The sequence below is a fragment of the Paraburkholderia bannensis genome, assembly GCF_014200455.1.
Taxonomy (GTDB): domain Bacteria; phylum Pseudomonadota; class Gammaproteobacteria; order Burkholderiales; family Burkholderiaceae; genus Paraburkholderia; species Paraburkholderia bannensis_A.
In genome coordinates, this window is record NZ_JACHBW010000001.1 from 272,655 (window position 1) to 292,501 (window position 19,847).

Genomic DNA, 19,847 nt, shown 5'->3' on the forward strand with positions numbered 1-19,847 from the left:
TCTATAATCTTTCTTCTCTGATGTGCGGCCGGAATAGCTCAGACGGTAGAGCAGCGCATTCGTAATGCGAAGGTCGGGGGTTCGATTCCTCTTTCCGGCACCACCAAAGTTTCAACAAAAAGCCCAGTCTCTGACTGGGCTTTTTGCTTTCCGGCTAGCGTTTCGCAGCTTTGTTCGCCGCGACTTCCTCGACCCGCTGCGCCAAAGCTGCGCGCACCTCATCAAGCACCGGCCCCCACTGCCCCAGTTCGCGCTGCCTGAAGAGCCGAACCGACGGATACCACGGACTGTCGGCGCGTTCCGCCATCCAGCGCCAATCCGTGCACGCCGGGAGCAACACCCAGACCGGCACGCCGGACGCCGCAGCCAGATGCGCGACCGATGTATCGACGGTGAGCACCAGATCGAGCGACTGCACGATGGCTAATGTGTCGTCGAAGGTCGCAATCTGTTCGCCGAGCGCCGTCATGTCGATGGCGGCCGGCAGCGTATCGAGCGCGCGCTGCGCCGCGCCCTTTTGCAACGCAAACCACGACACACCCGGCTGCGCGAGCACCGGCATCAAAGTGTCGATTTTTATCGAGCGGAAGCGATCGAGCTGATACCCGGGGTTGCCCGCCCACACGAGCCCCGCGCGCAGCACGCTGCAGCGCGCGGGCGATAGCGCATCGAGTCGCATACGCCAGTTGGCGACCTCCGGCTTGGGTGCCCGCAGATAGGGCATCGCAACAGGAAGGTCGCTCAAGCCGAGTTGCATATGTTCGGGCATGCGAAACATGCGACACCAGTAGTCGTAGGGGCCGCCCGGCAGGGTGTCGAAGGCCTGACGCACGCCGCTGGCGCAACGCGCCACACCAACGATGGCCGCATCCACCCAGACGTCGACCACCGCGCCCGCGCGATGCAGCCAGTCGGCGCAACGCAATAGCTGGATCTGATCGCCCAAACCCTGCTCGCCCAGCATCAAAATGCGCTTGCCTGCAACGGGCTCACCGGCCCACTCGGCAAAGGGCGGCCGTGCCAGTGTGCTGTTTTCAGGCAAACGCTCGTGCCATGCGTACTGCTTCCAGCCGGCCTCGAACGCGCCTTCGCGCAAGAGCGAAACGGCCAGGTTGAACTGGATATGCGCGTCGTCGGGCGCGAGCCGCGCGGCCTCGACGTTGTGCCGATGCATGGAGGCAAAGTCGCCTCGCATGTGCGCTGCGTAGGCCGCGTTGTGATGCAGCAGGGCCGACGAGGGATCGACGCTGAGTCCCTGCCTCGACACATCGAGCGCAAGATCGAAGTGGTCGAGTTGGTTCAACGCGAAAGCGAATTCTTTGAGGGCATGGGCGTCGGTGTTAAGTTCGGCGCGCAGTAGTGCGATCAGCGCCGTGGCCTCTTCCTGGCGACCGAGGCGCGAGAGCAGCTTGAGCAAGTCGAGTCCGTCGGCGAAGCGCGCGCCGCCGGCCCTGAATGCCAGCGCCAGATAGCGCGCCGCGTCATCATAGTGACCGGCTTCGAGGCCGAGATCCGCCAGGCGGCGCGCCGCGTGGTGCAGCACCGGATCGAGCGCGAGCGCTCTCTCATAATGATGGCGCGCTTCGTCCCGGCGACCCGCTAACTTGAGCACATCTGCGAGATTGCGATGCAGCGTGGACGTGCTGCCGGCCAGTGCCATCGCGCGATGATAGGCCGCTTCCGCGACATCAAGCTCGCCTGCAAGCGCCGCCATCAGGCCGCGATGTTCCCAGAGCTGCGCATTGGCAGGCGAAATGCGGACCGCGCGATCGAGATGACTACGCGCTTCAGCGGCGCGCCCTGCACGCATGCACGCGAGCGCCAGACTGTGCAACGCGCCTGGGTGCTCGGGTTCGAGCGACAGCAGACGCTCGTATTGCGCGATGGCCTCGTCCGTTCGACCAACCGCGAGGTAGCGCTCAGCGAGAGCGAGTTGTTCAGGCGGCGACAGATCGCCCGCGCCGTTTGCAGGCAGCGCGTTTTGGGTGAGATTCATCATCGGGAGGCAGGGGCGAAAGCGGCGGATGGACTTCTTGCGATCTTTTGAAGATAACGAAAGACGCCCTCAGATCGAATCGGACGGATCCGAAAACCCGCTCAGCCGCTGACTTGTGTGTAAGAGACGAGTAAGACGCTCTGCGAAGCATTCTCATTGTTCTGCTCATTCGCATGGTCACTCCCCCTCCACTCAAATTACGCACATCAGCCTTCCCTTTGCTTTTAATCAGCAACATGAGAAGAAACTCCCGCTTACATACTTTTAATTGTGTTAACTGTGCGGGAGTCAACTATTACGCATAATCATTCGCTCTAGTGAAATAGCGAGGACTAGCGGTTGAATGAGCGTAAGTGCAATTTGCGGCTTCGCCCACAGTACCCCGCTGCCGGCGTTGTCCCGACCAGCCCCAATGAACCCCATCCGTATCGCTGTGGCGTGCGGCGGTGCAACATGGCAACGCGCCTGGCCACCTTCAATGAAAAAAGCCCTCGGCTCGATGCGAGGGCTTTGGCGGATTAACCCGCTATCCAAATAAGTATATTCCTGCTCGCTTAATAAGTCCGCTTCCTGTGCGAATAAAGCAACACACGCATCTGAAAAGCACTTTTACGTCCGGCGCTACTAGCATGCCTGAAGCGCCGAGTCGGATAATCCCTTTACACAGGAGAAAGATCATGGACGCCAAACCACCAAAGATTCCGACCCCGGACCAAGTTTTCAGCCCGGATCCGGAACCGGTGGCCGTCGAGTTTCTCGGCGATGAATTGCCCGCGCATGTCCGGGCGTTCCTCGACGAGCAACGCAAGGCACACGAACAGCATTAATGGCAAAGCGCCTTGGCGCTTACGGGGCAATGAGTCCGGCGGTCAGCCTTGACTGCTGAGGTTGTTTGCGCACGCTGACCGCGCCACGAAATCGTGTCGTGCGAAAAGGGGTTGCGCGCCTCAAGTCACGGCTTGCGACATTGAAGGAGCACGTCGCGTTCTAGCGCGTGCACTCACGTTCGTCGGCGCGAAATGTGAACACAACCCAATGCGCCGCCCGATAACCGGCTATCCTTCGCTTTTCTCCTCGTGGCCAGCCGGCCTTCACACGTCCACACGCAATGACTTTTCGCCTTCGCGCGCTCGCGTCCTGCGCCGCCGCCCTGCTCTTTTCCTTGCCCGCCGTTTCAGCTCACGCCGACGGTGACGACACTTCCCTGACCAATCTTGTCGCGCTGGTCTCGCAACGCCTCGCGCTGGCGGAACCGGTTGCGCAATGGAAGTGGCTGAATCATAAGCCGATCACCGACACGCCGCGCGAAAACGCGCTGCTCGTCGACGTGCAAAAGCGCGCCACGGCGGCCGGAGTCGATCCGTCATTCGCGCGCGCGTTCTTCCGCGATCAGATCGACGCGAGTACGCAGGTCCAGCAAGCACTATTTGCGACCTGGCGCAATTCGCAGGCGCCCAGCGGTCCGGCGCCTGACCTCGCGAGCGTCACGCGTCCGCAACTCGATCGTCTGACGGGGCAACTGATCGGCGCGCTCGCACGCGTGCAGCCCACGCGCACGGCCGACGACTGCCCGGCGCGCGTGGCGCGGGCCGTTGCGAACTGGAAGGAGTTGACGCGCTACGACTCCACGCGCGCGGAGGCCATGACACGTGCACTCGGCCATGTGTGCGAAGCAGGCGGCGTGGGCGGCACCGCCTGATCTGATCTGCCAGAAAATGGCTGGTCAGACCTCGCTCGCGACGCCTTCTGCCGCGAGCGGTTCGAGCGGCTGCACGCGCAGGCCGCGCTCGATTCGCGTCTGCAGGATCTTCCACGTGGTGAGTTCGAACGGCGCTTCGGCAGCGCTCGCCGATGCGGCCAGCGTGGCCGCCTCCGCCGCACTCGCCGCCGCGCCGAGATAGCACCAGCGGTCGATCACATGAAATACCGTGGTGCCGCGCACGGCGTCCTGCTCTTCGACGAGCACCGCCGAGCCAAACGGCCAGGGTGCGGAAACCGGATCGAGCCTGGACACACGCACTGCCCGATTGAACGACGGCCGCAGTTGCGCGAGCCAACGCGCTTCGACCAGCAACGCACCAATCTCGCCGCCCGTCGCCTGCCACTCGACGCGACGGATGAGTTGCGCCATGCGCTGTTCACGGGACGACCGCCGCTCACCCGACAGATGCGAGCGCACCCGCTGACGCACTCGCACGCTGCGTCCTACATATAGAGGCGCGTCGTTTTCGCCGAAAAAGGCGTAGACGCCATGCCCCGCCGGCGCGGTTTCGATCAGATCGTCGGTGATGTCGCCGGCCAGACGATGGCGGCGCGTGAGACGCTCGATCTGCGTGGCGAGCATATCTTCCGGCACGAGGCCTGGCAGGCGTTGCCAGAATTGCCAGAGCAAATCGGCATCGGCAAGCGCGCGGTGACGGTCGGAGGCCACCAGCGCGTGACGCTCGACCAGCGCATCGAGTCCATGCCGCTTCTCGGCGGGAAAGAGCGCACGTGAGAGCCGCACGGTGCACAGCACGTCGGGATTGAACGTCAGACCGGCGCGCTCGAATTCGGCACGCAGGAAACCCCGGTCGAAGCTGGCGTTGTGGGCGACGAAAAGCTTGCCTTCGAGGCGCTTGAGCAGCGCAGGTGCAATCTCAGCAAACGTTGGCGCGCCCCTCACCATGGCATCGCTGATGCCTGTGAGTTGCTGGATAAAGGGCGGGATCGATTGTTGAGGGTTGACCAGCGAACTCCATCGCGTGGCCTGCCCATCTGTCACCTCGACGATGCCGACTTCGGTGATGCGGTGTTCGCCCACCGAGCCTCCCGTCGTTTCAAGATCAACAAAGACGAGGGGAACGTCGCCGGACGGCTGTTCGGCGCTCAAGAGGGTGTCGGACATGATGCAGCGGTAGAGCGGAGAGAAGAAATCGGCCCAAGTATGCACTGTTTGGGCAAAGCGCGCAGCGTTTTCACGAGGCGGACCGCTTTCGGGATCGCATTTTAAGGACGCGATTGACGATTTTTTTGGTATTGGGGTTTTCCCGTTAAAAGGCCGGTTTTTTATAAAAAAACCCGATAGTTTTATTCGGCTACTTTTTACGCCGGAAATAAAAAAGCCCTGGATGACCAGGGCTTGTCTTTATGCGGAGAGCGAATATCGAATGCGCTCGACCCGCGAGCCTGATGATGCCAAGACTTAAGCCTGGGCCACACCAGACGCCAGCGCGCTTACAGCGGCTGGATGTTCGCTGCCTGCTTGCCCTTCGGGCCAACCTTGACGTCGAACGAGACGCGCTGGTTTTCCTTCAGCGACTTGAAGCCTTCCGAACGGATCTCCGAGAAGTGCGCGAACAGATCGTCGCCGCCGGCATCCGACGTGATGAAGCCAAAGCCCTTAGCATCATTGAACCATTTGACAATACCGGTTTCCATGTTTCCGTTTCCCTCGAAATAAAATGACGTGGGCTTACCCACACGCCGTATTCAAACTGAGCCGCCCTCACCGCAATGCCAATGCAATTGAAGCTGAAAGGTCAATTCAGAATTGCCGTTATACGGGGAACGCCAATCGCCAGTCAAGCGAATTTTTTATAACAGCAATCCCGCTTCCGAGATAAACCGGCATGCATCAAAAAACCCACAAAAACATATGCAATTGAAATGGGTACGTGAACGAGTAACCTTTTTACTCATCGAATGCCGCGGATTACCTTCATTCGGGAAAAACTACGTGAAGTGTAACAATTAGTGTCAAACGTAAGTGTTTTTACCGGTTGTTCGTGCAAACCAATCCACCCATCATGAATTGGGTTAGCGTGCTATGGGAGGCAATCATGCTGACGTCACTACGACGCTGTTTTCATTGGCTGATTGAAATAGACAGCCCGGAGCCGACGAACGATGCCGCGACCTACGGATCGTGGCACGGCGATCACTGGCATAACCTGCTGTGTTCCCCGATGGACGCCCGGCATTACGTAATGGAAGACTGGAGCCTGCAATCTGAACCGCCAGAAGACCCTTCACGTTAAGACGTGCCGGGTGGCGGCAATACGTGCGTGCGCGCACGACAGGCAAAAAAAAAGCGCAGCCAAGGCCGCGCCGACAAAGGTTTGGAGATCTTTTTCGTCAACGAAAAAGTCTGCTTCGGAAAGCAGCCATTGAAGTATAGCCGCAGCGTTCTGGCCCATTAACTCTGCGGCGCACAATCATGTGTTACGTGAGACGCAATAATCGGGGTTGACACCGATTACCCCCGTTTTCAGCAATCCATTATTGTAGCGATTGCACAACGCCATTCGGTTGACACTTCTTCCGACCTCTTACGTAAATCCGCTGAAAGCCCCAACCAGTAAGGCTTGAAGCCGGCCCAAATATCATTCCTGAATTCGCAATACTTTATTGCGCAAATCGGAATGCCTTGATGGCAGTGACCCTCTTCTACACTCTGCCTGTCCGGAAACCGACAGCAACGGATTTAACGCGCCACGCGGCCTCTGCCTCTCGCTGCGATTCGTGTGGACGGTTTCCCAAACAGGGTTCGACGAAACCCACCTCTGTTCTCGGAGTTTACAAAGATGAAAAAGACTCTCATGGTCGCTGCCCTCACGGGCGTTTTTGCAACGGCTGCGCACGCACAAAGCAGCGTTACGCTGTACGGCCTGATCGACGCCGGCCTCACGTACTCCAGCGCCCAGAAGGGCCACGCTACCTACCAGGCAACGAGCGGCACGATCAACGGCAGCCGTTTCGGCCTGCGTGGCGCTGAAGACCTCGGTGGCGGCCTGAAGGCTATCTTCACGTTGGAAAACGGCTTCAACATCGACAACGGCAACATGGGTCAGAAGAGCCGTCTGTTCGGTCGTCAAGCATTCGTCGGTCTCGCAAGCAATCAATACGGTGCTGTGACCCTCGGCCGTCAGTACGACTCGATCGTCGACTACCTGGCACCGCTGTCGAACACGGGCACGCAATACGGCGGCACGATTGCTGCTCACCCGTTCGATAACGACAACCTGAACAACTCGATCCGTTTCAACAACACGGTCAAGTACTCGAGCGTCAACTACGCTGGCTTCAAGTTCGGCGGCACGTACTCGTTCTCGAACAGCACCGAATTCGCGAACAACCGTGCTTACAGCTTCGGCGCATCGTACAACTACGCTGGCCTGAACGTTGCTGCTGGTTACCTGCAAACGAACAACAACGTCAACAACCAGCAATTCAACGCAGCGACGTTCTCGGGCGCGGAAGCGGGTGACTACACGTTCGGCGCTGGCCGTCAACGTACGTTCGGCGGCGGCGTGAACTACACGTTCGGCCCGGCAACGGCTGGCCTCGTGTACACGCAGACGCAACTGAGCCAGGCAATCGGCATCTCGCCGACGCAGTCGGGCACGACGAACGGTGTCGGCTTCCACGCAAACAGCGCACGCTTCCAGAACTTCGAAGGCAATGTCCGCTACGCTCTGACGCCGGCAATCAGCCTGGCTGGCGCGTACACGTACACGCGTTCGAACTTCGGCGGCGGCGTGAACCCGAACTTCCACACGGTGGCTCTGCAGTCGGACTACGCCCTGTCGAAGCGCACGGACGTCTACCTGCAAGGCGACTGGCAACACGTGTCGTCGAACGACGGCGGCGTGACGGCATTCCTGAACGGTCTGAGCAACGCATCGGGTCGTCAAGACCAGGTTGCTGTGACGGTCGGTATGCGTCACCGCTTCTAAGATGCACCTCGCTGGCCCTCGCGGCCAGCCGTGCAGCTGAAAAAGCCGCCCTCGGGCGGCTTTTTTCCTTTCTACACTGCGTAAGAGCCGCCTGACGGACGCTCAGGCCGCGCGCGCCGGATAACGCACATCCAGCACGTCGATGGGCTCCGGGCCAGCAGGCGTGTACAGGATCACCTGATCGCCAATCTTCGCCTTGATGAGCGCGCGCGCGATCGGCGAGACCCAGCTCACGTGGCCGACATCCAGATCGACCTCGTCCACGCCGACGATCGTCACGGTGTGCACCTCGCCGTCCTCGGTGCCGTAGTCCACGGTCGCGCCGAAGAACACCTGATCCACGTTTTCCTGACGGCTGCTGTCGACCACCTCGGCCAGATCCAGGCGTTTGGTGAGGAAGCGGATGCGCCGGTCGATCTCGCGCAGCCTGCGCTTGCCGTAAATGTAGTCGCCGTTCTCGGAGCGGTCGCCGTTCGAGGCGGCCCACGAGACGAGCTTGACCACCTCGGGCCGTTCCTCATCGATCAGATGCAGCAGTTCGCTGCGCATGCGCTCGTAACCAGCCGGCGTGATGTAGTTCTTCGCGCCCGCGGGAATTTCGGGATGACCGGACTCAAGATCGTCATCGTCGTTGTCGGTCGATTCTTTGACAAAGGCCTTGTTCATGATGGTTCGATTGACTGCGTTGCTTGCGACTTTGCTTGTGGCTGTCTTTGCTTGCGTATTAGCCAACTTCAGCCTACTTCAGCCGACTCCGACTGGTAATAGCGGGCTCGCACTTCTGCCCCGCAAGGACCAGGCGCCACTTCCCCGAGGTTACACGAAGCATGGTTTTAAACAAATCGCGATAAGGGGCTTCCCTTTTCCGGAATCGATGCTATAATCTCCTTTCTGTGTGCGGCTGTAGCTCAGTTGGATAGAGTACTTGGCTACGAACCAAGGGGTCGTGGGTTCGAATCCTGCCAGCCGCGCCATCTATTAAGAGTTTTGCGTTAGTTGTTCAGCGCAGGTCTCCAGTAACACTGCAGTATGTAGTATCGTCTTAGCGTGCGGCTGTAGCTCAGTTGGATAGAGTACTTGGCTACGAACCAAGGGGTCGTGGGTTCGAATCCTGCCAGCCGCGCCACCTTTCGAAGGGCCTTCCTGATTCAGGAAGGCCCTTTGTCTTTGTAGCGTGCTTTTCGAGGCGCTCTACCGATTCAACGCGGCGTCGATCCGATATCGCCGATCTGCGCATCGGGCCTGGGCAAATCCTCCACGTCGCCTACGTCGCTCGGCTCGGCCGCGAGTTCCGAGCCCATGCCAGTGAGCGCCTGGGGCTGGCGCAGCATCGCCTCGACCCTCTCGCCAAAGCGGCTCTTCACGAACGCACGCAGCAACGCCTCACGCGGGGTCGCGCCATACGACTCGGCAACATGCTGGCTACCCACGAATTCGGCCGCGCAAAGAGCCGGCTCACCCTCACGCCGTTCACGTAATTCGACTCGCTTCGCGCGGTCGAGCACGACGCCCGCCGCATCCCATGATGTCGATGGTTCGAAACGCCCGTCCCAGGCCTTGCCACGGTCATTGCCGCGCACGGCGACCGTCTCGCCGCTATCGGTGAAATAGATCTCGCGCACGAAGTCAGGGAGGCTGCGCGCCACCCAGTAATCGAGTTCGAGGCCGCTCAGATCAGCTACGTTCATGGCTTGTCCTCGTTTCCGCTGGAAAGTGTTCGAGGGGCGCGCGGGCTCCAGATACGACACGGGCAGCCTTAAAGGCTGCCCGTTCTGAAACGTCGATCAATAGTCGGCGCGTTCGCGATCGATCCGCATGCCGCCATCATGGCGATGATGGCCCTCGTCGCTTGGGCGTTCGCGCGTGATGCGCATGACGTCCGGATTCGTGCGCACGCGGCGCATGACGTTCGCCAGATGCACGCGGTCGCTCACCTGGATCACGAAGCGCAGCATGTTCGATTCCTGCGCGAGATCGTCGTCCATGGCGATGTGGACGATGTTGGCGTCCGCCGAGGTGATGTCGGCGGCCACGCGCGCGAACACGCCCTTGGTGTTCTTCACCAGCACCTTCACGGCGACGTCGAACAGGCGGCCCGGCTGCGGCGCCCAGGCGACGTCGATCCAGCGGCCCGGATCGCGGCGATGGATACGCTGCGCCACGCGGCAATCGGTCGTATGAATCGCCATACCCAGGCCGATGCCGATATAGCCCATGATGTCGTCGCCCGGAATCGGGCGGCAGCACGCCGAGAGCTGCACCGACATGCCCTCTGTGCCCGTGATGACCACCGGCGGCGCGTGCGGTGCGTTCGGGTCGCGCGGCGGATGATGGTGCTCTTCGTCGTCGGCGTCGAGGCCCTTCATCAGCACTTCGATACGCTTGGCCATGACCGCGGCCACACGCCGGCCAAGGCCGATATCCGCGAAGATTTCCTGGCGATTCTTGTTGCCGGTCCACTGGACCAGCTTTTCCCAGGTTTCCGGCGTGACTTCCGAAAGCTGATAGCCGTAAGCCTTGAGCGCCTGATCGACGAGTCGTTCGCCCAGTTGCACGGATTCCGTGAGGCGCATCGTCTTCAGGTAGTGACGGATCGCCGAGCGCGCCTTGCCGGTGCGCACGAAGCCGAGCCATGCCGGATTCGGCTTGGAATACGGCGCGGTGATCACTTCGACGATATCGCCGCTCTTGAGCTCCGTGCGCAGCGGCAGAAGTTCGTTGTTGATCTTCACGGCGACGCACTGGTTGCCCAGGTCGCTGTGGATCGAATACGCGAAGTCGAGCGCCGTGGCGCCGCGCGGCAGCGCCATGATCTTCGCCTTCGGCGTGAACACGTAGACGGCGTCCGGGAACAGGTCGATCTTGACGTGTTCGAGGAATTCGCTGGAGTCGCCCGCCTCGCTCTGGATATCGAGCAGCGACTTGAGCCACTGATGCGCGCGCTTTTGCACGTCGTTCAGATCAGCCCCGCCGTTCTTGTAGAGCCAGTGCGCGGCCACGCCTGCTTCCGCGATCTCGTGCATCTTGCGGGTGCGCACCTGGAATTCGATGGGCGCGCCGAACGGGCCGACGAGCGTGGTGTGCAAGGACTGATAGCCATTCACCTTCGGAATGGCGATGTAGTCCTTGAACTTGCCCGGCACGGGCTTGTAGAGCGCATGGAGTGCGCCGATGCAGGTGTAGCATTCGAGCGCCGAATCCACCACCACGCGAAAACCATAAACGTCGAGCACCTGCGAAAACGACAGTTGCTTGTCGCGCATCTTTTTATAGATGCTGAAGATGGTTTTTTCGCGGCCGGTGACTTCGGCGTCGAGCTTCGCTTCGCCGATTGCGCGCTGCACCGCTTCCAGAATCTTGCTCACCACTTCGCGCCGATTGCCGCGCGCCGCCTTCACCGCTTTTTCCAGCGTGGCGTAGCGATTCGGGTTGAAGTTCTGGAAGCTGAGATCCTGCAGCTCGCGATAGGTGTTGTTCAGACCCAGGCGGTGCGCGATCGGCGCATAGATGTCGATCGTTTCGCGCGCCACGCGGCGGCGCTTTTCGGGGGGCACCGCGCCGAGCGTGCGCATGTTGTGCAAGCGATCGGCGAGCTTCACCAGAATCACACGCACATCGCGCGCCATCGCGAGCAGCATCTTGCGGAAGTTTTCCGCCTGGGCTTCCTCGCGATTGCGAAACTCCATCTTGTCGAGTTTCGACAGACCATCGACCAGTTCCGCGACCTTCGCACCGAAGCGTTCGGCGATTTCCGCCTTGGTCACCCCCTGGTCTTCGATCACGTCATGAAGCAGCGCCGCCTGGATGGCCTGGGCGTCGAGCTTCCAGCCGGCGCAGATTTCCGCGACGGCGACGGGATGCGTGATGTAGGGTTCGCCACTCTGACGATATTGCCCGAGGTGGGCTTCGTCGCTGAAGTGAAACGCCGCCTTGATCTCCTTGATTTCCTCGGGTGTGAGGTAACCGGAAAGCGCAGCGGTCAGATTGGCGATGGAGACGACCCCGTGTTTGCGAGGCTGCTCCGGAGTGGCGGTTGGCCCGAACAGATGACGAAACGACTGTTCGAGGACCGCGTCGATGTAATTGCGCGCAGGGCTTGAGGTCTCCGCTTCCTGGTCCACATCGGTGGCCGGCGAGGGCGTGGTGCTCATGTTCCCCTCCGTTTCAGGTCAGGCGTTGACGGTTGGCGCACAGCGCGAATTACACGACGAGTAAAGCAACTACGGTTGCAACTGCGGTTACTGCGATACAACGACAAGCAAACTACGAAAACTACGAGGCGCCGTTAAACGGGCACCTTTTTCAGCATTTCCAGACCCACCTGGCCAGACGCGATCTCGCGCAGCGCGACGACGGTCGGCTTGTCGCGGCTTTCGATCTTCGGCGTATGACCCTGTGCGAGCTGGCGTGCGCGATACGTCGCGGCGAGCGCCAGTTCGAAGCGGTTCGGAATCTGTTTCAGACAATCTTCGACGGTGATGCGGGCCATGTCGGGTTCCTTCAATTCTCAGCAGGTTCTTATTCTACCTTATGTGCCCGATGCGCCGGGCTGCGGCAGGTGGATGCCGAGCTGCACGAAGAGCTCGGTGTGTCGCGCGTATTGCGAAGCGAAGCGCATGCGCGTCGCGCTCACGATATTGCGCAGTTCTTGCAGCGCGGTATCGAAGTTTTCGTTGATGACGACATACTCCGATTCGCTTGCGTGCGCCATCTCGCTACCCGCTGCGAGCAGGCGTCGCGTGATGACGTTGGGTTCGTCTTCACCGCGTTTTTTCAGGCGTTCCGCGAGTGCGTCGAGCGACGGCGGCAGGATGAAAATCTCCACCGCATTGCGGAACTGCTTTTTCACCTGCTGCGCGCCTTGCCAGTCGATTTCGAGCAGCACGTCGTGCCCCTGCTTCATCTGGTCTTCGATCCAGACGCGCGAGGTGGCGTAGTAGTTGCCATGCACTTCCGCGCTTTCGAGGAACTCGCCTTCAGCGTGGCGTGCGAGGAAATCGTCGACGCTTGTGAAGTGGTAGTGCTCGCCGTCACGCTCCTTCGAGCGCGGCGCGCGCGTGGTGTACGAAATCGACAGACGGATCGCGCTGTCTTCGGCGAGCAGCGCGTTCACGAGCGTGGACTTGCCCGCACCCGAAGGCGCGACCACCATGAAAAGATTGCCCGGATAAACGCCCGCGTACGGATTGCGCGGCTTCGTTTCAGCCTTGTGCGCACCGGGTGCGCTGGTCTGGTCGGTCATGTTCGTTGCTTCCTGTTTTGCTGCCTTGTTTTGCTGCTTTTTTACTGTGCTTTACGCTGCCTCGTCCGGCCTGTGTGCATAAGCACACGCACCGGCAATCATTCGAGATTCTGCACCTGCTCGCGCATCTGTTCGATGAGCAGCTTGAGCGTCATCGACGCATCGGCGAGTTCCTTCGCCGCGGCCTTCGAACCCAGCGTATTCGCTTCGCGATTGAGCTCCTGCATCATGAAGTCGAGGCGCTTGCCAACGCGGCCGCCCTTCTCGATCACATGGCGCGTTTCGTTCAGATGCGCGGTGAGGCGCGAGAGTTCTTCGGCGATGTCGATGCGGATACCGTACATCGTCACTTCCTGGCGGATGCGCTCGGCGACTTCCTCGCGCGTGACGTTGCCGACGTTGCCGCTGCCATTGCCGTTCGCATCCGGCGCGGCGATGCCGAGGGCTTCCTGCAGACGCTCGACGATCTTCTGCTGATGCTTGACGATCAGGTCCGGCACCAACGGCGTGATCTTCGCGACGATCGCTTCCATCTCCGTCACATTGGCGAGCAGCATGTTGGCAAGCTGCGCGCCTTCACGCCCGCGCACATCGATCAGATCGGCGATGGCCTGCTTGCCGCAACCGAGCACCGCATCGCGCAGCACCTCGGGCGCGACGCCGCTTTCGGCCAGCACGCCAGGCCAGCGCAGGATTTCGCCGGTGCGAAGGCGGCCCGATTCCGGGAACGCTTCGAGCACGGCGCGTTCGAGCACGGCCAGTTGTTCGAGCGCATCGCGGTTGAGCGCGCCCGCGTTGGCGGCCTGCTCGCTGCGCTGGATATTGATGCGGATATCGACCTTGCCGCGCGAGAGCTTCGTCATCAGCATTTCGCGCAACGTCGGCTCGATGACGCGCACGTCTTCGGGCATGCGGAAGTTCAGGTCGAGAAAGCGCGAGTTCACGGTACGCAATTCGACGGAAACACTGGCGCCGCCCGTGCCCGATGCCGCAACCAGTTCGCGCGTGGCGCTGGCGTAGCCGGTCATGCTGTAAATCATGGTTCGTCTCGCGATAAAGCCGCAGCGGCGCACCTGAAAGGCGCCGGCCACGGCGAGGGGATTCGAGGCGCCCGGCGTGTAGGCGTACTGTCTGTGACGCTCGATGACGCGGGGCGGAGAAACACTATTATCCCATTTTTGGCCGCACGGCCGCCGCAGCGGCGATTGCGCTGGATCGACGGCAGCGCCTGTTGCGCCCATCGCGCCCATCGCGCCTATTGGCGATCCGCGCGCCGGGCGCGCGCGGGTCCGCGCCATCCGCCTGTGTCCATCGCCTGCCGCGCGAAGGCGGTAAAATTACGCTTTCCCCTTCCTGCCCGTGCCCTCGCGCACATTCCACGATGACCCAAACCATCCTGCGCCCCTCCGGCCGCGCCGCCGACCAGTTGCGCGACATCCGCATCACCCGCCACTTCACCAAGCACGCTGAAGGCTCGGTCCTCGTCGAGTTCGGCGATACGAAAGTGCTGTGCACCGCGAGCGTGTCGGAAAGCGTGCCGCCGTTCCTGCGCGACAAGGGTCAGGGCTGGCTCACCGCCGAATACGGCATGCTGCCGCGCGCCACGCACACGCGCAGCGACCGCGAAGCCGCACGCGGCAAGCAGACGGGCCGCACCCAGGAAATCCAGCGCCTGATCGGCCGCGCGATGCGCGCGGTGTTCGATCTGAAAGCGCTTGGCGCCCGCACCATCAACCTCGACTGCGACGTGCTGCAGGCCGACGGCGGCACCCGCACCGCCAGCATCACGGGCGCCTTCGTCGCGGCTCACGACGCGGTATCGAAGCTGCTCGCCGAGGGCCGCATCGAACGCTCGCCGATCACCGATTACGTCGCCGCGATTTCGGTGGGCATCTACGAAGGCCTGCCGGTACTCGATCTCGATTACGCCGAAGATTCGCAGTGCGACACCGATATGAACGTGGTCATCACGGGTTCGGGCGGCATGGTCGAAGTCCAGGGCACGGCCGAAGGCGCGCCGTTTTCGCGAGCCGAACTCAACTCGCTGCTCGACCTCGCGCAAGGCGGTATCGCTACGCTGATCGGCATGCAGAAGGCCGCGCTGGGAGTCGCGTGATGGCCGATACGCCTGAAACCGCCGGCAAGGATGCGAACCATGGCGCGGGCCCGCTCGGCCGCGTCGTGCTGGCGTCCAACAATGCGGGCAAGCTGCGCGAATTCGCGGCGCTGCTCGCAGCCGCGGGGATCGAACTCGTGCCGCAAGGCGCGCTGAACGTGCCCGAAGCCGAAGAGCCTCACGCCACCTTCGTCGAAAACGCGCTCGCCAAGGCGCGTCACGCCTCGAAGCTCACCGGCCTGCCCGCGCTCGCCGACGACTCCGGCCTGTGCGTGCGCGCATTGCGCGGTGCGCCAGGCGTCTACTCGGCCCGCTACGCGCAACTCGCGGGCGGCGAAAAAAGCGACGCGGCCAATAACGCCCTGCTCGTGCAGAATCTCAAGGATCAGGCCGACCGCCGAGCATACTACTATTGCGTGCTCGCGCTGGTGCGCCACGCCGACGATCCCGAACCGCTGATCGCGGAAGGCCGCTGGCATGGCGAAGTGATCGACGCACCACGCGGCGACCACGGCTTCGGCTACGACCCCTACTTCTACGTAGCGGGCCTCGAAGCCACGGCCGCGGAACTCGATCCGGCGCTCAAGAACGCGTCGAGCCATCGTGCCATCGCCCTGCGGCAACTGCTCGCACGGCTGGAGGAGCAAGCGTGAGTCAGCAGCACCAGACCGGCCTCGACGTCGTGCAGTCGTTCACGATGCCGGGCAGCATTCGCCTTTCCGCCCTGCCGCCGCTCTCGCTTTACGTGCATTTCCCGTGGTGCGTGCGCAAGTGCCCGTACTGCGACTTCAACTCGCACGAATGGAAAGGCGAGCGCTTTCCCGAGGACGATTATCTCGACGCCCTGCGCACCGACCTCGAACAGTCGTTGCCGCTCGTGTGGGGCCGCCAGGTACATACGATCTTCATCGGCGGGGGCACGCCCAGCCTGCTGTCGGCGAAGGGGCTCGACCGCATGCTCTCGGATATCCGCGCGCTGCTGCCGCTGGACGCCGACGCGGAAATCACGCTCGAAGCGAATCCCGGCACCTTCGAAGCCGATAAGTTCGCGCAGTTTCGCGCGAGCGGCGTGAACCGACTGTCGATCGGCATCCAGAGTTTCAACGAGGCCCATCTGAAGGCGCTCGGCCGCATTCACGACGCGGCGCAGGCGCGCCATGCAGTGGAAGTGGCGGCGAACACCTTCGACAATTTCAATCTCGACCTGATGTTCGCGCTGCCGAAGCAGACGCTCGCCGAATGTCAGGCCGATATCGAAACCGCGCTCGCGTTCAAGCCGCCGCATCTGTCGCTCTATCACCTCACGCTCGAACCGAACACCATGTTCGCGAAGTTTCCGCCCGTGCTGCCCGATGACGACCAGTCGGCGGACATGCAGGAGTGGATTCACGCGCGCACGGCCGAAGCCGGTTATGGGCGCTATGAGGTGTCGGCCTATGCGCAGCCGGGGCGCCAGAGCCGCCACAATCTCAACTACTGGCGCTTTGGCGATTACCTGGGCATCGGCGCGGGCGCACACACCAAGCTGTCGTTCCCGAACCGCATCGTGCGGCAGATGCGCTACAAGCATCCCGCAACCTTCATCGAAGAAGCGCGTGCGGGCAAGCCAATCCAGGAAGAGCATGAAGTGAGCGCGAAGGATCTGCCGTTCGAGTTCATGCTCAATGCGCTGCGTCTGGTGGAAGGCTTCCCGGTGTATCGTTTCGCTGAACGTATGGGCCTGCCGATCACGGCGATCGAGCCGCAACTTCAGGAAGCGGAAAAGCGCGGGCTCATCACGCGCGATTACGAAAAGATCGTGCCGACCGAGCTGGGGCAGCGCTTTCTGAACGACCTGCAGGAGCTGTTTTTGAAGGACGCGCAGTGATCTTCGTGTGATCTTTGCCTAATTGCTGGATCTGCGCACAAGGGTGAGACTGCCGGTGTGTGCAGATTCCAGGTTACAATGCGCGGCTCCGGAGGTGTGGCAGAGTGGTTGAATGCACCGGTCTTGAAAACCGGCGAAGGGGTAACCCTTCCGTGAGTTCGAATCTCACCGCCTCCGCCAGATTTAGAAAACCCCGTAAGTCGAAAGATCTACGGGGTTTTTGTTTTTCGGCCCATCATTTAGCCCATCATCGCGCACGCCACGCACTTTTCTACTAAGCTCACGCATGTATTCGCAGTTGGGCGCAACATACGTTGCGATACGCGTGATTTTCGCACCGAGCACACTTTGGACAACTGCGAAGCAGGACGGGCGGCATTTGGGCGCGTCCGCCGCGAGATCGGGACCGAACTCGCGCATTAGGTCGAACGTAAAGCCGGGCACGGCCCGTATCGCTTGCGGGCAAACCGCCAGTCAGCAGCCGACGCCAAAGACGACGGCGAATACACAGGCGACGGTCCACCCGTCTAAATCAAAGAAAATTAGATCGGAGGGAGCAGGACTATGGCTCTCGGACACAAAACAGGCAGTCGCCTGCCCGGCTCGTTAAGCAAGACGACACTGAAGATGCGCGATCTCGCCGGGCAGCACGCACCCGCCGCCATCGAAACGATCATCTCGATCATGCAGCACGGCACAACTGAAGGGCTGCGCCTTTCTGCTGCGTGCCCGATTCTGGATCGCGCTCTTGGTCGCCCGACAACTTGCACTGAAACCGGCAACGACGACGACATTCTCTTCGCCAACCTGTTTGCAAACGGCCCCGGTGAAACGGACGAAGCCCGGACCGCCTGAGCGAATCGTCCGCCCATAAAATACGCCCGGGGCGCGACGGCAGCGCGACGAGCACCTCGACGTTACTAGCAAATCAATCACTTCCGCCGAGAGCAGACTGGCCGCCCTCATCGGGGCTCGCTTTGCGCTATTTCTCAAATATCGTCAATCAATGCTCCGAATCATGGACATTGTTCAGATGATTTGCTCTACTCGATTGCCTTCGACGCGGCCGCTACCCGTTTAGCCACAGCGGAGCGGCCTACTTCAAACAGAGCGGCAGTTGAGCACCAATGACAACACCAAGAAAACTTGCCTTCGGACTGGCGTTCGCACTGAGCGCCTTGCTTTCCGGTTGCCATGCCGGTGCCGGTAACGATAACAATCACGCAGCATCCAGCGCCGAGACGATGGGACTGGACGTCGTTGGCTACAACCATACCGACAACTCCATCGGCAGCTTTTCCGTCAATGGTCAGGGTGGCTCGTTTCTCGCCAGGCACGAGGGAGGTGGGGGGTTTACTTGCTGCGTAACGCTACCGGCTAAATACACGCCCGGCCTGGCCGTGACCGTGACCTGGACGGATACGTACGGCGAGCACCCGCAAAGCCGTGTTGTCGCAGTTCCTCCCTTTGAGCGAAAAGATGCAGGCATGTTCGCTGTACATTTTCTGCGCGACGGGCAGATCAAGGTGTTCGTCACAATGTATGGCCCTAGACACCCCGATTACCCGTTGAAGGACGACGAAGCAAAGATGTAAAGCCAATAACAAGGACAATCCAGATGCCTTACTCGGTCACAATCCCCGCCCCCCTTCCCGCAGACGGCTACCGCAAGCTAACCCCACGTGAACTAGCCCAAAGGGCCGCCGCGATGAACTGCATTCACAAGAAGGAGGCGGGGCAATGCCAGGGGCAGGTGTACGCCACGTTGTTCTTCGACGGCACGGGAAACAACCAGGACTGGACTGAGCCGAAGACAACCGGCAATCAACAGGCCCGCAACAAGCACAGCAATGTTGCCCGCCTTTATAACGCACGAATTGACAAGCCCGACGAAGGTTTTTTCTCCTTTTACATGCCTGGCGTCGGCACGCCCTTCGACAAAGTCGGCGACAACAACCAGAGCGGCGACACACTCGGCATGGGGGCAGGCTATATGGGAGCCGACCGCATTAACTGGGGCATCACACGGATTTTCAACGCCGCCCACTTTTACGCCACAAATACTGTGTTGCTAAACGACGATGATGCCAAGGCCCTCGTCAACTCCGTCAGCTCCAATGCGCCTGCGCTGTCATCGGGCGCAACGCCTGGAAAAGCGTTCCTCTCGCCCGACGATGCCATGCCGGGCGCGATGGCTGGGCAAATGCTGGCGAACATGATGCTAGAAAAGCAGCGCCGTGTTGCAGCCCTGCGCAAATGGGAAGACAAGCTCGCTGTGGTACTGAAAAACGCCCAGCGCCAGGTGACCTCGATCAACGTCGCGGTACTGGGTTTTTCGCGTGGTGCGGCAGAGGCCAGAGCATTTACGAACTGGCTCAACGATTTGCTCAAGCGCGATGATGGCGGCTATTACACGCTGGCGGGCGTACCGTTGCGCCTGTATTTTCTTGGCCTGTTCGATACGGTTGCGTCGGTGGGCGTTCCGAACATGATTCCGGGGGTGAATGGACATATGGCGTGGGCGGACGGCACCCAGGCCATCCCGGGAATCGTCGAGCAGTGCGTCCATTTCATTGCGCTGCACGAGCAACGCGCCTGCTTTCCGCTGGAGATGGCGTCCAACGTGCGCGAGGTAGCTTATCCCGGCATGCACTCGGACGTGGGCGGTGGTTACCTTCCCACTGAGCAGGGAAAGCTCGGGCAGTTGTCCCAGATTCCACTAAACGACATGTATTACGAGGCGTTCAAGGCGGGGGTGCCGTTGAGGTCACACGATGAAATCAACAGCAAGGGATTCGAAGCGCTTAAAAAGCAGTTCGACATACCGCCCGACCTGCTGGCGAAGTAAAAGGCGTACTGGTACGACAACGGCATTGTCGCGGGCGGCTCGGGCAAGGACGGTACGCTGA

At 61.1% G+C, this 19,847-nt stretch carries 19 protein-coding genes and 4 tRNA genes; 14 read left to right on the forward strand and 9 right to left on the reverse strand.

The window, feature by feature from the left end; all coding sequences use genetic code 11:
* The first annotated feature begins 27 nt into the window (after window positions 1-27).
* A tRNA-Thr gene (locus tag F4827_RS01235) sits at window positions 28-103 on the forward strand.
* Window positions 104-154: 51 nt separating this feature from the next.
* Here the strand turns inward: F4827_RS01235 and F4827_RS01240 are convergent.
* On the reverse strand, window positions 155-1,999 hold the full coding sequence (locus F4827_RS01240) for a tetratricopeptide repeat protein (RefSeq protein WP_221303542.1): 1,845 nt from the start codon (window positions 1,997-1,999) through the stop codon (window positions 155-157).
* A 674-nt stretch (window positions 2,000-2,673) separates the two neighbouring features.
* On the opposite strand from F4827_RS01240, the gene F4827_RS01245 reads away from it, so the two are divergent.
* Window positions 2,674-2,823 carry a hypothetical protein gene (locus F4827_RS01245; protein WP_183720656.1) on the forward strand — a complete coding sequence of 50 codons (150 nt, stop codon included), beginning with the start codon at window positions 2,674-2,676 and terminating at the stop codon, window positions 2,821-2,823.
* A 281-nt stretch (window positions 2,824-3,104) separates the two neighbouring features.
* Entirely contained in the window at window positions 3,105-3,695 is a 591-nt protein-coding gene (locus F4827_RS01250; protein ID WP_183720653.1) for a chorismate mutase, read from the forward strand.
* Between the two features lie 24 nt (window positions 3,696-3,719).
* Here the strand turns inward: F4827_RS01250 and F4827_RS01255 are convergent, their stop codons facing one another.
* On the reverse strand, window positions 3,720-4,883 hold the full coding sequence (locus F4827_RS01255; protein WP_183720650.1) for an exonuclease domain-containing protein: 1,164 nt from the start codon (window positions 4,881-4,883) through the stop codon (window positions 3,720-3,722).
* 329 nt (window positions 4,884-5,212) lie between these two features.
* Window positions 5,213-5,416 carry a cold-shock protein gene (locus F4827_RS01260; RefSeq protein ID WP_027817418.1) on the reverse strand — a complete coding sequence of 68 codons (204 nt, stop codon included), beginning with the start codon at window positions 5,414-5,416 and terminating at the stop codon, window positions 5,213-5,215.
* A 368-nt stretch (window positions 5,417-5,784) separates the two neighbouring features.
* Between F4827_RS01260 and F4827_RS35045 the strand changes: the two genes are divergently transcribed.
* Both F4827_RS35045 and F4827_RS01265 read left to right on the forward strand, forming a co-directional pair.
* On the forward strand, window positions 5,785-6,015 hold the full coding sequence (locus F4827_RS35045) for a hypothetical protein (protein ID WP_409258752.1): 231 nt from the start codon (window positions 5,785-5,787) through the stop codon (window positions 6,013-6,015).
* A gap of 546 nt (window positions 6,016-6,561) precedes the next feature.
* The gene (locus tag F4827_RS01265; RefSeq protein ID WP_183720647.1) at window positions 6,562-7,713 is read left to right on the forward strand and encodes a porin; all 1,152 of its coding nucleotides are present in this window, start codon (window positions 6,562-6,564) and stop codon (window positions 7,711-7,713) included.
* A gap of 102 nt (window positions 7,714-7,815) precedes the next feature.
* On the opposite strand, the gene greB is transcribed toward F4827_RS01265, so the two are convergent.
* Window positions 7,816-8,379 (reverse strand): transcription elongation factor GreB, encoded by a 564-nt coding sequence (gene greB / locus F4827_RS01270; protein ID WP_183720644.1) that lies wholly within the window; start codon window positions 8,377-8,379, stop codon window positions 7,816-7,818.
* A 231-nt stretch (window positions 8,380-8,610) separates the two neighbouring features.
* Between greB and F4827_RS01275 the strand changes: the two genes are divergently transcribed.
* Both F4827_RS01275 and F4827_RS01280 read left to right on the forward strand, forming a co-directional pair.
* Window positions 8,611-8,687: transfer RNA gene (locus F4827_RS01275), tRNA-Arg, on the forward strand.
* A gap of 75 nt (window positions 8,688-8,762) precedes the next feature.
* Window positions 8,763-8,839, forward strand: a tRNA-Arg gene (locus F4827_RS01280).
* Between the two features lie 73 nt (window positions 8,840-8,912).
* Here the strand turns inward: F4827_RS01280 and F4827_RS01285 are convergent.
* From F4827_RS01285 to F4827_RS01305, 5 genes are all read right to left on the reverse strand, one after another.
* Window positions 8,913-9,401 (reverse strand): phage protein NinX family protein, encoded by a 489-nt coding sequence (locus F4827_RS01285; RefSeq protein ID WP_183720641.1) that lies wholly within the window; start codon window positions 9,399-9,401, stop codon window positions 8,913-8,915.
* 96 nt (window positions 9,402-9,497) lie between these two features.
* Window positions 9,498-11,864 carry a bifunctional (p)ppGpp synthetase/guanosine-3',5'-bis(diphosphate) 3'-pyrophosphohydrolase gene (locus tag F4827_RS01290; protein ID WP_183720640.1) on the reverse strand — a complete coding sequence of 789 codons (2,367 nt, stop codon included), beginning with the start codon at window positions 11,862-11,864 and terminating at the stop codon, window positions 9,498-9,500.
* 134 nt (window positions 11,865-11,998) lie between these two features.
* Window positions 11,999-12,202, reverse strand: coding sequence for a DNA-directed RNA polymerase subunit omega (gene rpoZ, locus F4827_RS01295; protein WP_027817423.1), 204 nt, complete (start codon window positions 12,200-12,202; stop codon window positions 11,999-12,001).
* Between the two features lie 39 nt (window positions 12,203-12,241).
* On the reverse strand, window positions 12,242-12,955 hold the full coding sequence (gene gmk, locus F4827_RS01300; protein ID WP_183720637.1) for a guanylate kinase: 714 nt from the start codon (window positions 12,953-12,955) through the stop codon (window positions 12,242-12,244).
* Window positions 12,956-13,053: 98 nt separating this feature from the next.
* Complete coding sequence (locus F4827_RS01305) at window positions 13,054-13,995, reverse strand: YicC family protein (RefSeq protein ID WP_183720634.1); 942 nt, start codon at window positions 13,993-13,995, stop codon at window positions 13,054-13,056.
* A 341-nt stretch (window positions 13,996-14,336) separates the two neighbouring features.
* On the opposite strand from F4827_RS01305, the gene rph reads away from it, so the two are divergent.
* The 7 genes from rph (at window position 14,337) to F4827_RS01340 (ending at window position 19,786) form a co-directional block, all read left to right on the forward strand.
* Window positions 14,337-15,071, forward strand: a complete 735-nt coding sequence (gene rph / locus F4827_RS01310) for a ribonuclease PH (protein WP_183720631.1) — start codon at window positions 14,337-14,339, stop codon at window positions 15,069-15,071.
* A complete protein-coding gene (rdgB, locus tag F4827_RS01315) occupies window positions 15,071-15,724 on the forward strand; it encodes an RdgB/HAM1 family non-canonical purine NTP pyrophosphatase (RefSeq protein ID WP_183720628.1) in 654 nt (217 codons plus the stop codon). Before rph ends, rdgB begins: the two co-directional genes overlap by 1 nt.
* 44 nt (window positions 15,725-15,768) lie before the next feature.
* Window positions 15,769-16,938 carry a radical SAM family heme chaperone HemW gene (gene hemW, locus F4827_RS01320; RefSeq protein WP_221303557.1) on the forward strand — a complete coding sequence of 390 codons (1,170 nt, stop codon included), beginning with the start codon at window positions 15,769-15,771 and terminating at the stop codon, window positions 16,936-16,938.
* 90 nt (window positions 16,939-17,028) lie between these two features.
* Window positions 17,029-17,118, forward strand: a tRNA-Ser gene (locus F4827_RS01325).
* Between the two features lie 384 nt (window positions 17,119-17,502).
* On the forward strand, window positions 17,503-17,793 hold the full coding sequence (locus F4827_RS01330) for a hypothetical protein (RefSeq protein WP_183720622.1): 291 nt from the start codon (window positions 17,503-17,505) through the stop codon (window positions 17,791-17,793).
* A 272-nt stretch (window positions 17,794-18,065) separates the two neighbouring features.
* A complete protein-coding gene (locus tag F4827_RS01335) occupies window positions 18,066-18,533 on the forward strand; it encodes a DUF3304 domain-containing protein (RefSeq protein WP_183720619.1) in 468 nt (155 codons plus the stop codon).
* A 23-nt stretch (window positions 18,534-18,556) separates the two neighbouring features.
* Entirely contained in the window at window positions 18,557-19,786 is a 1,230-nt protein-coding gene (locus F4827_RS01340; protein ID WP_183720615.1) for a DUF2235 domain-containing protein, read from the forward strand.
* Window positions 19,787-19,847: the final 61 nt, after the last annotated feature.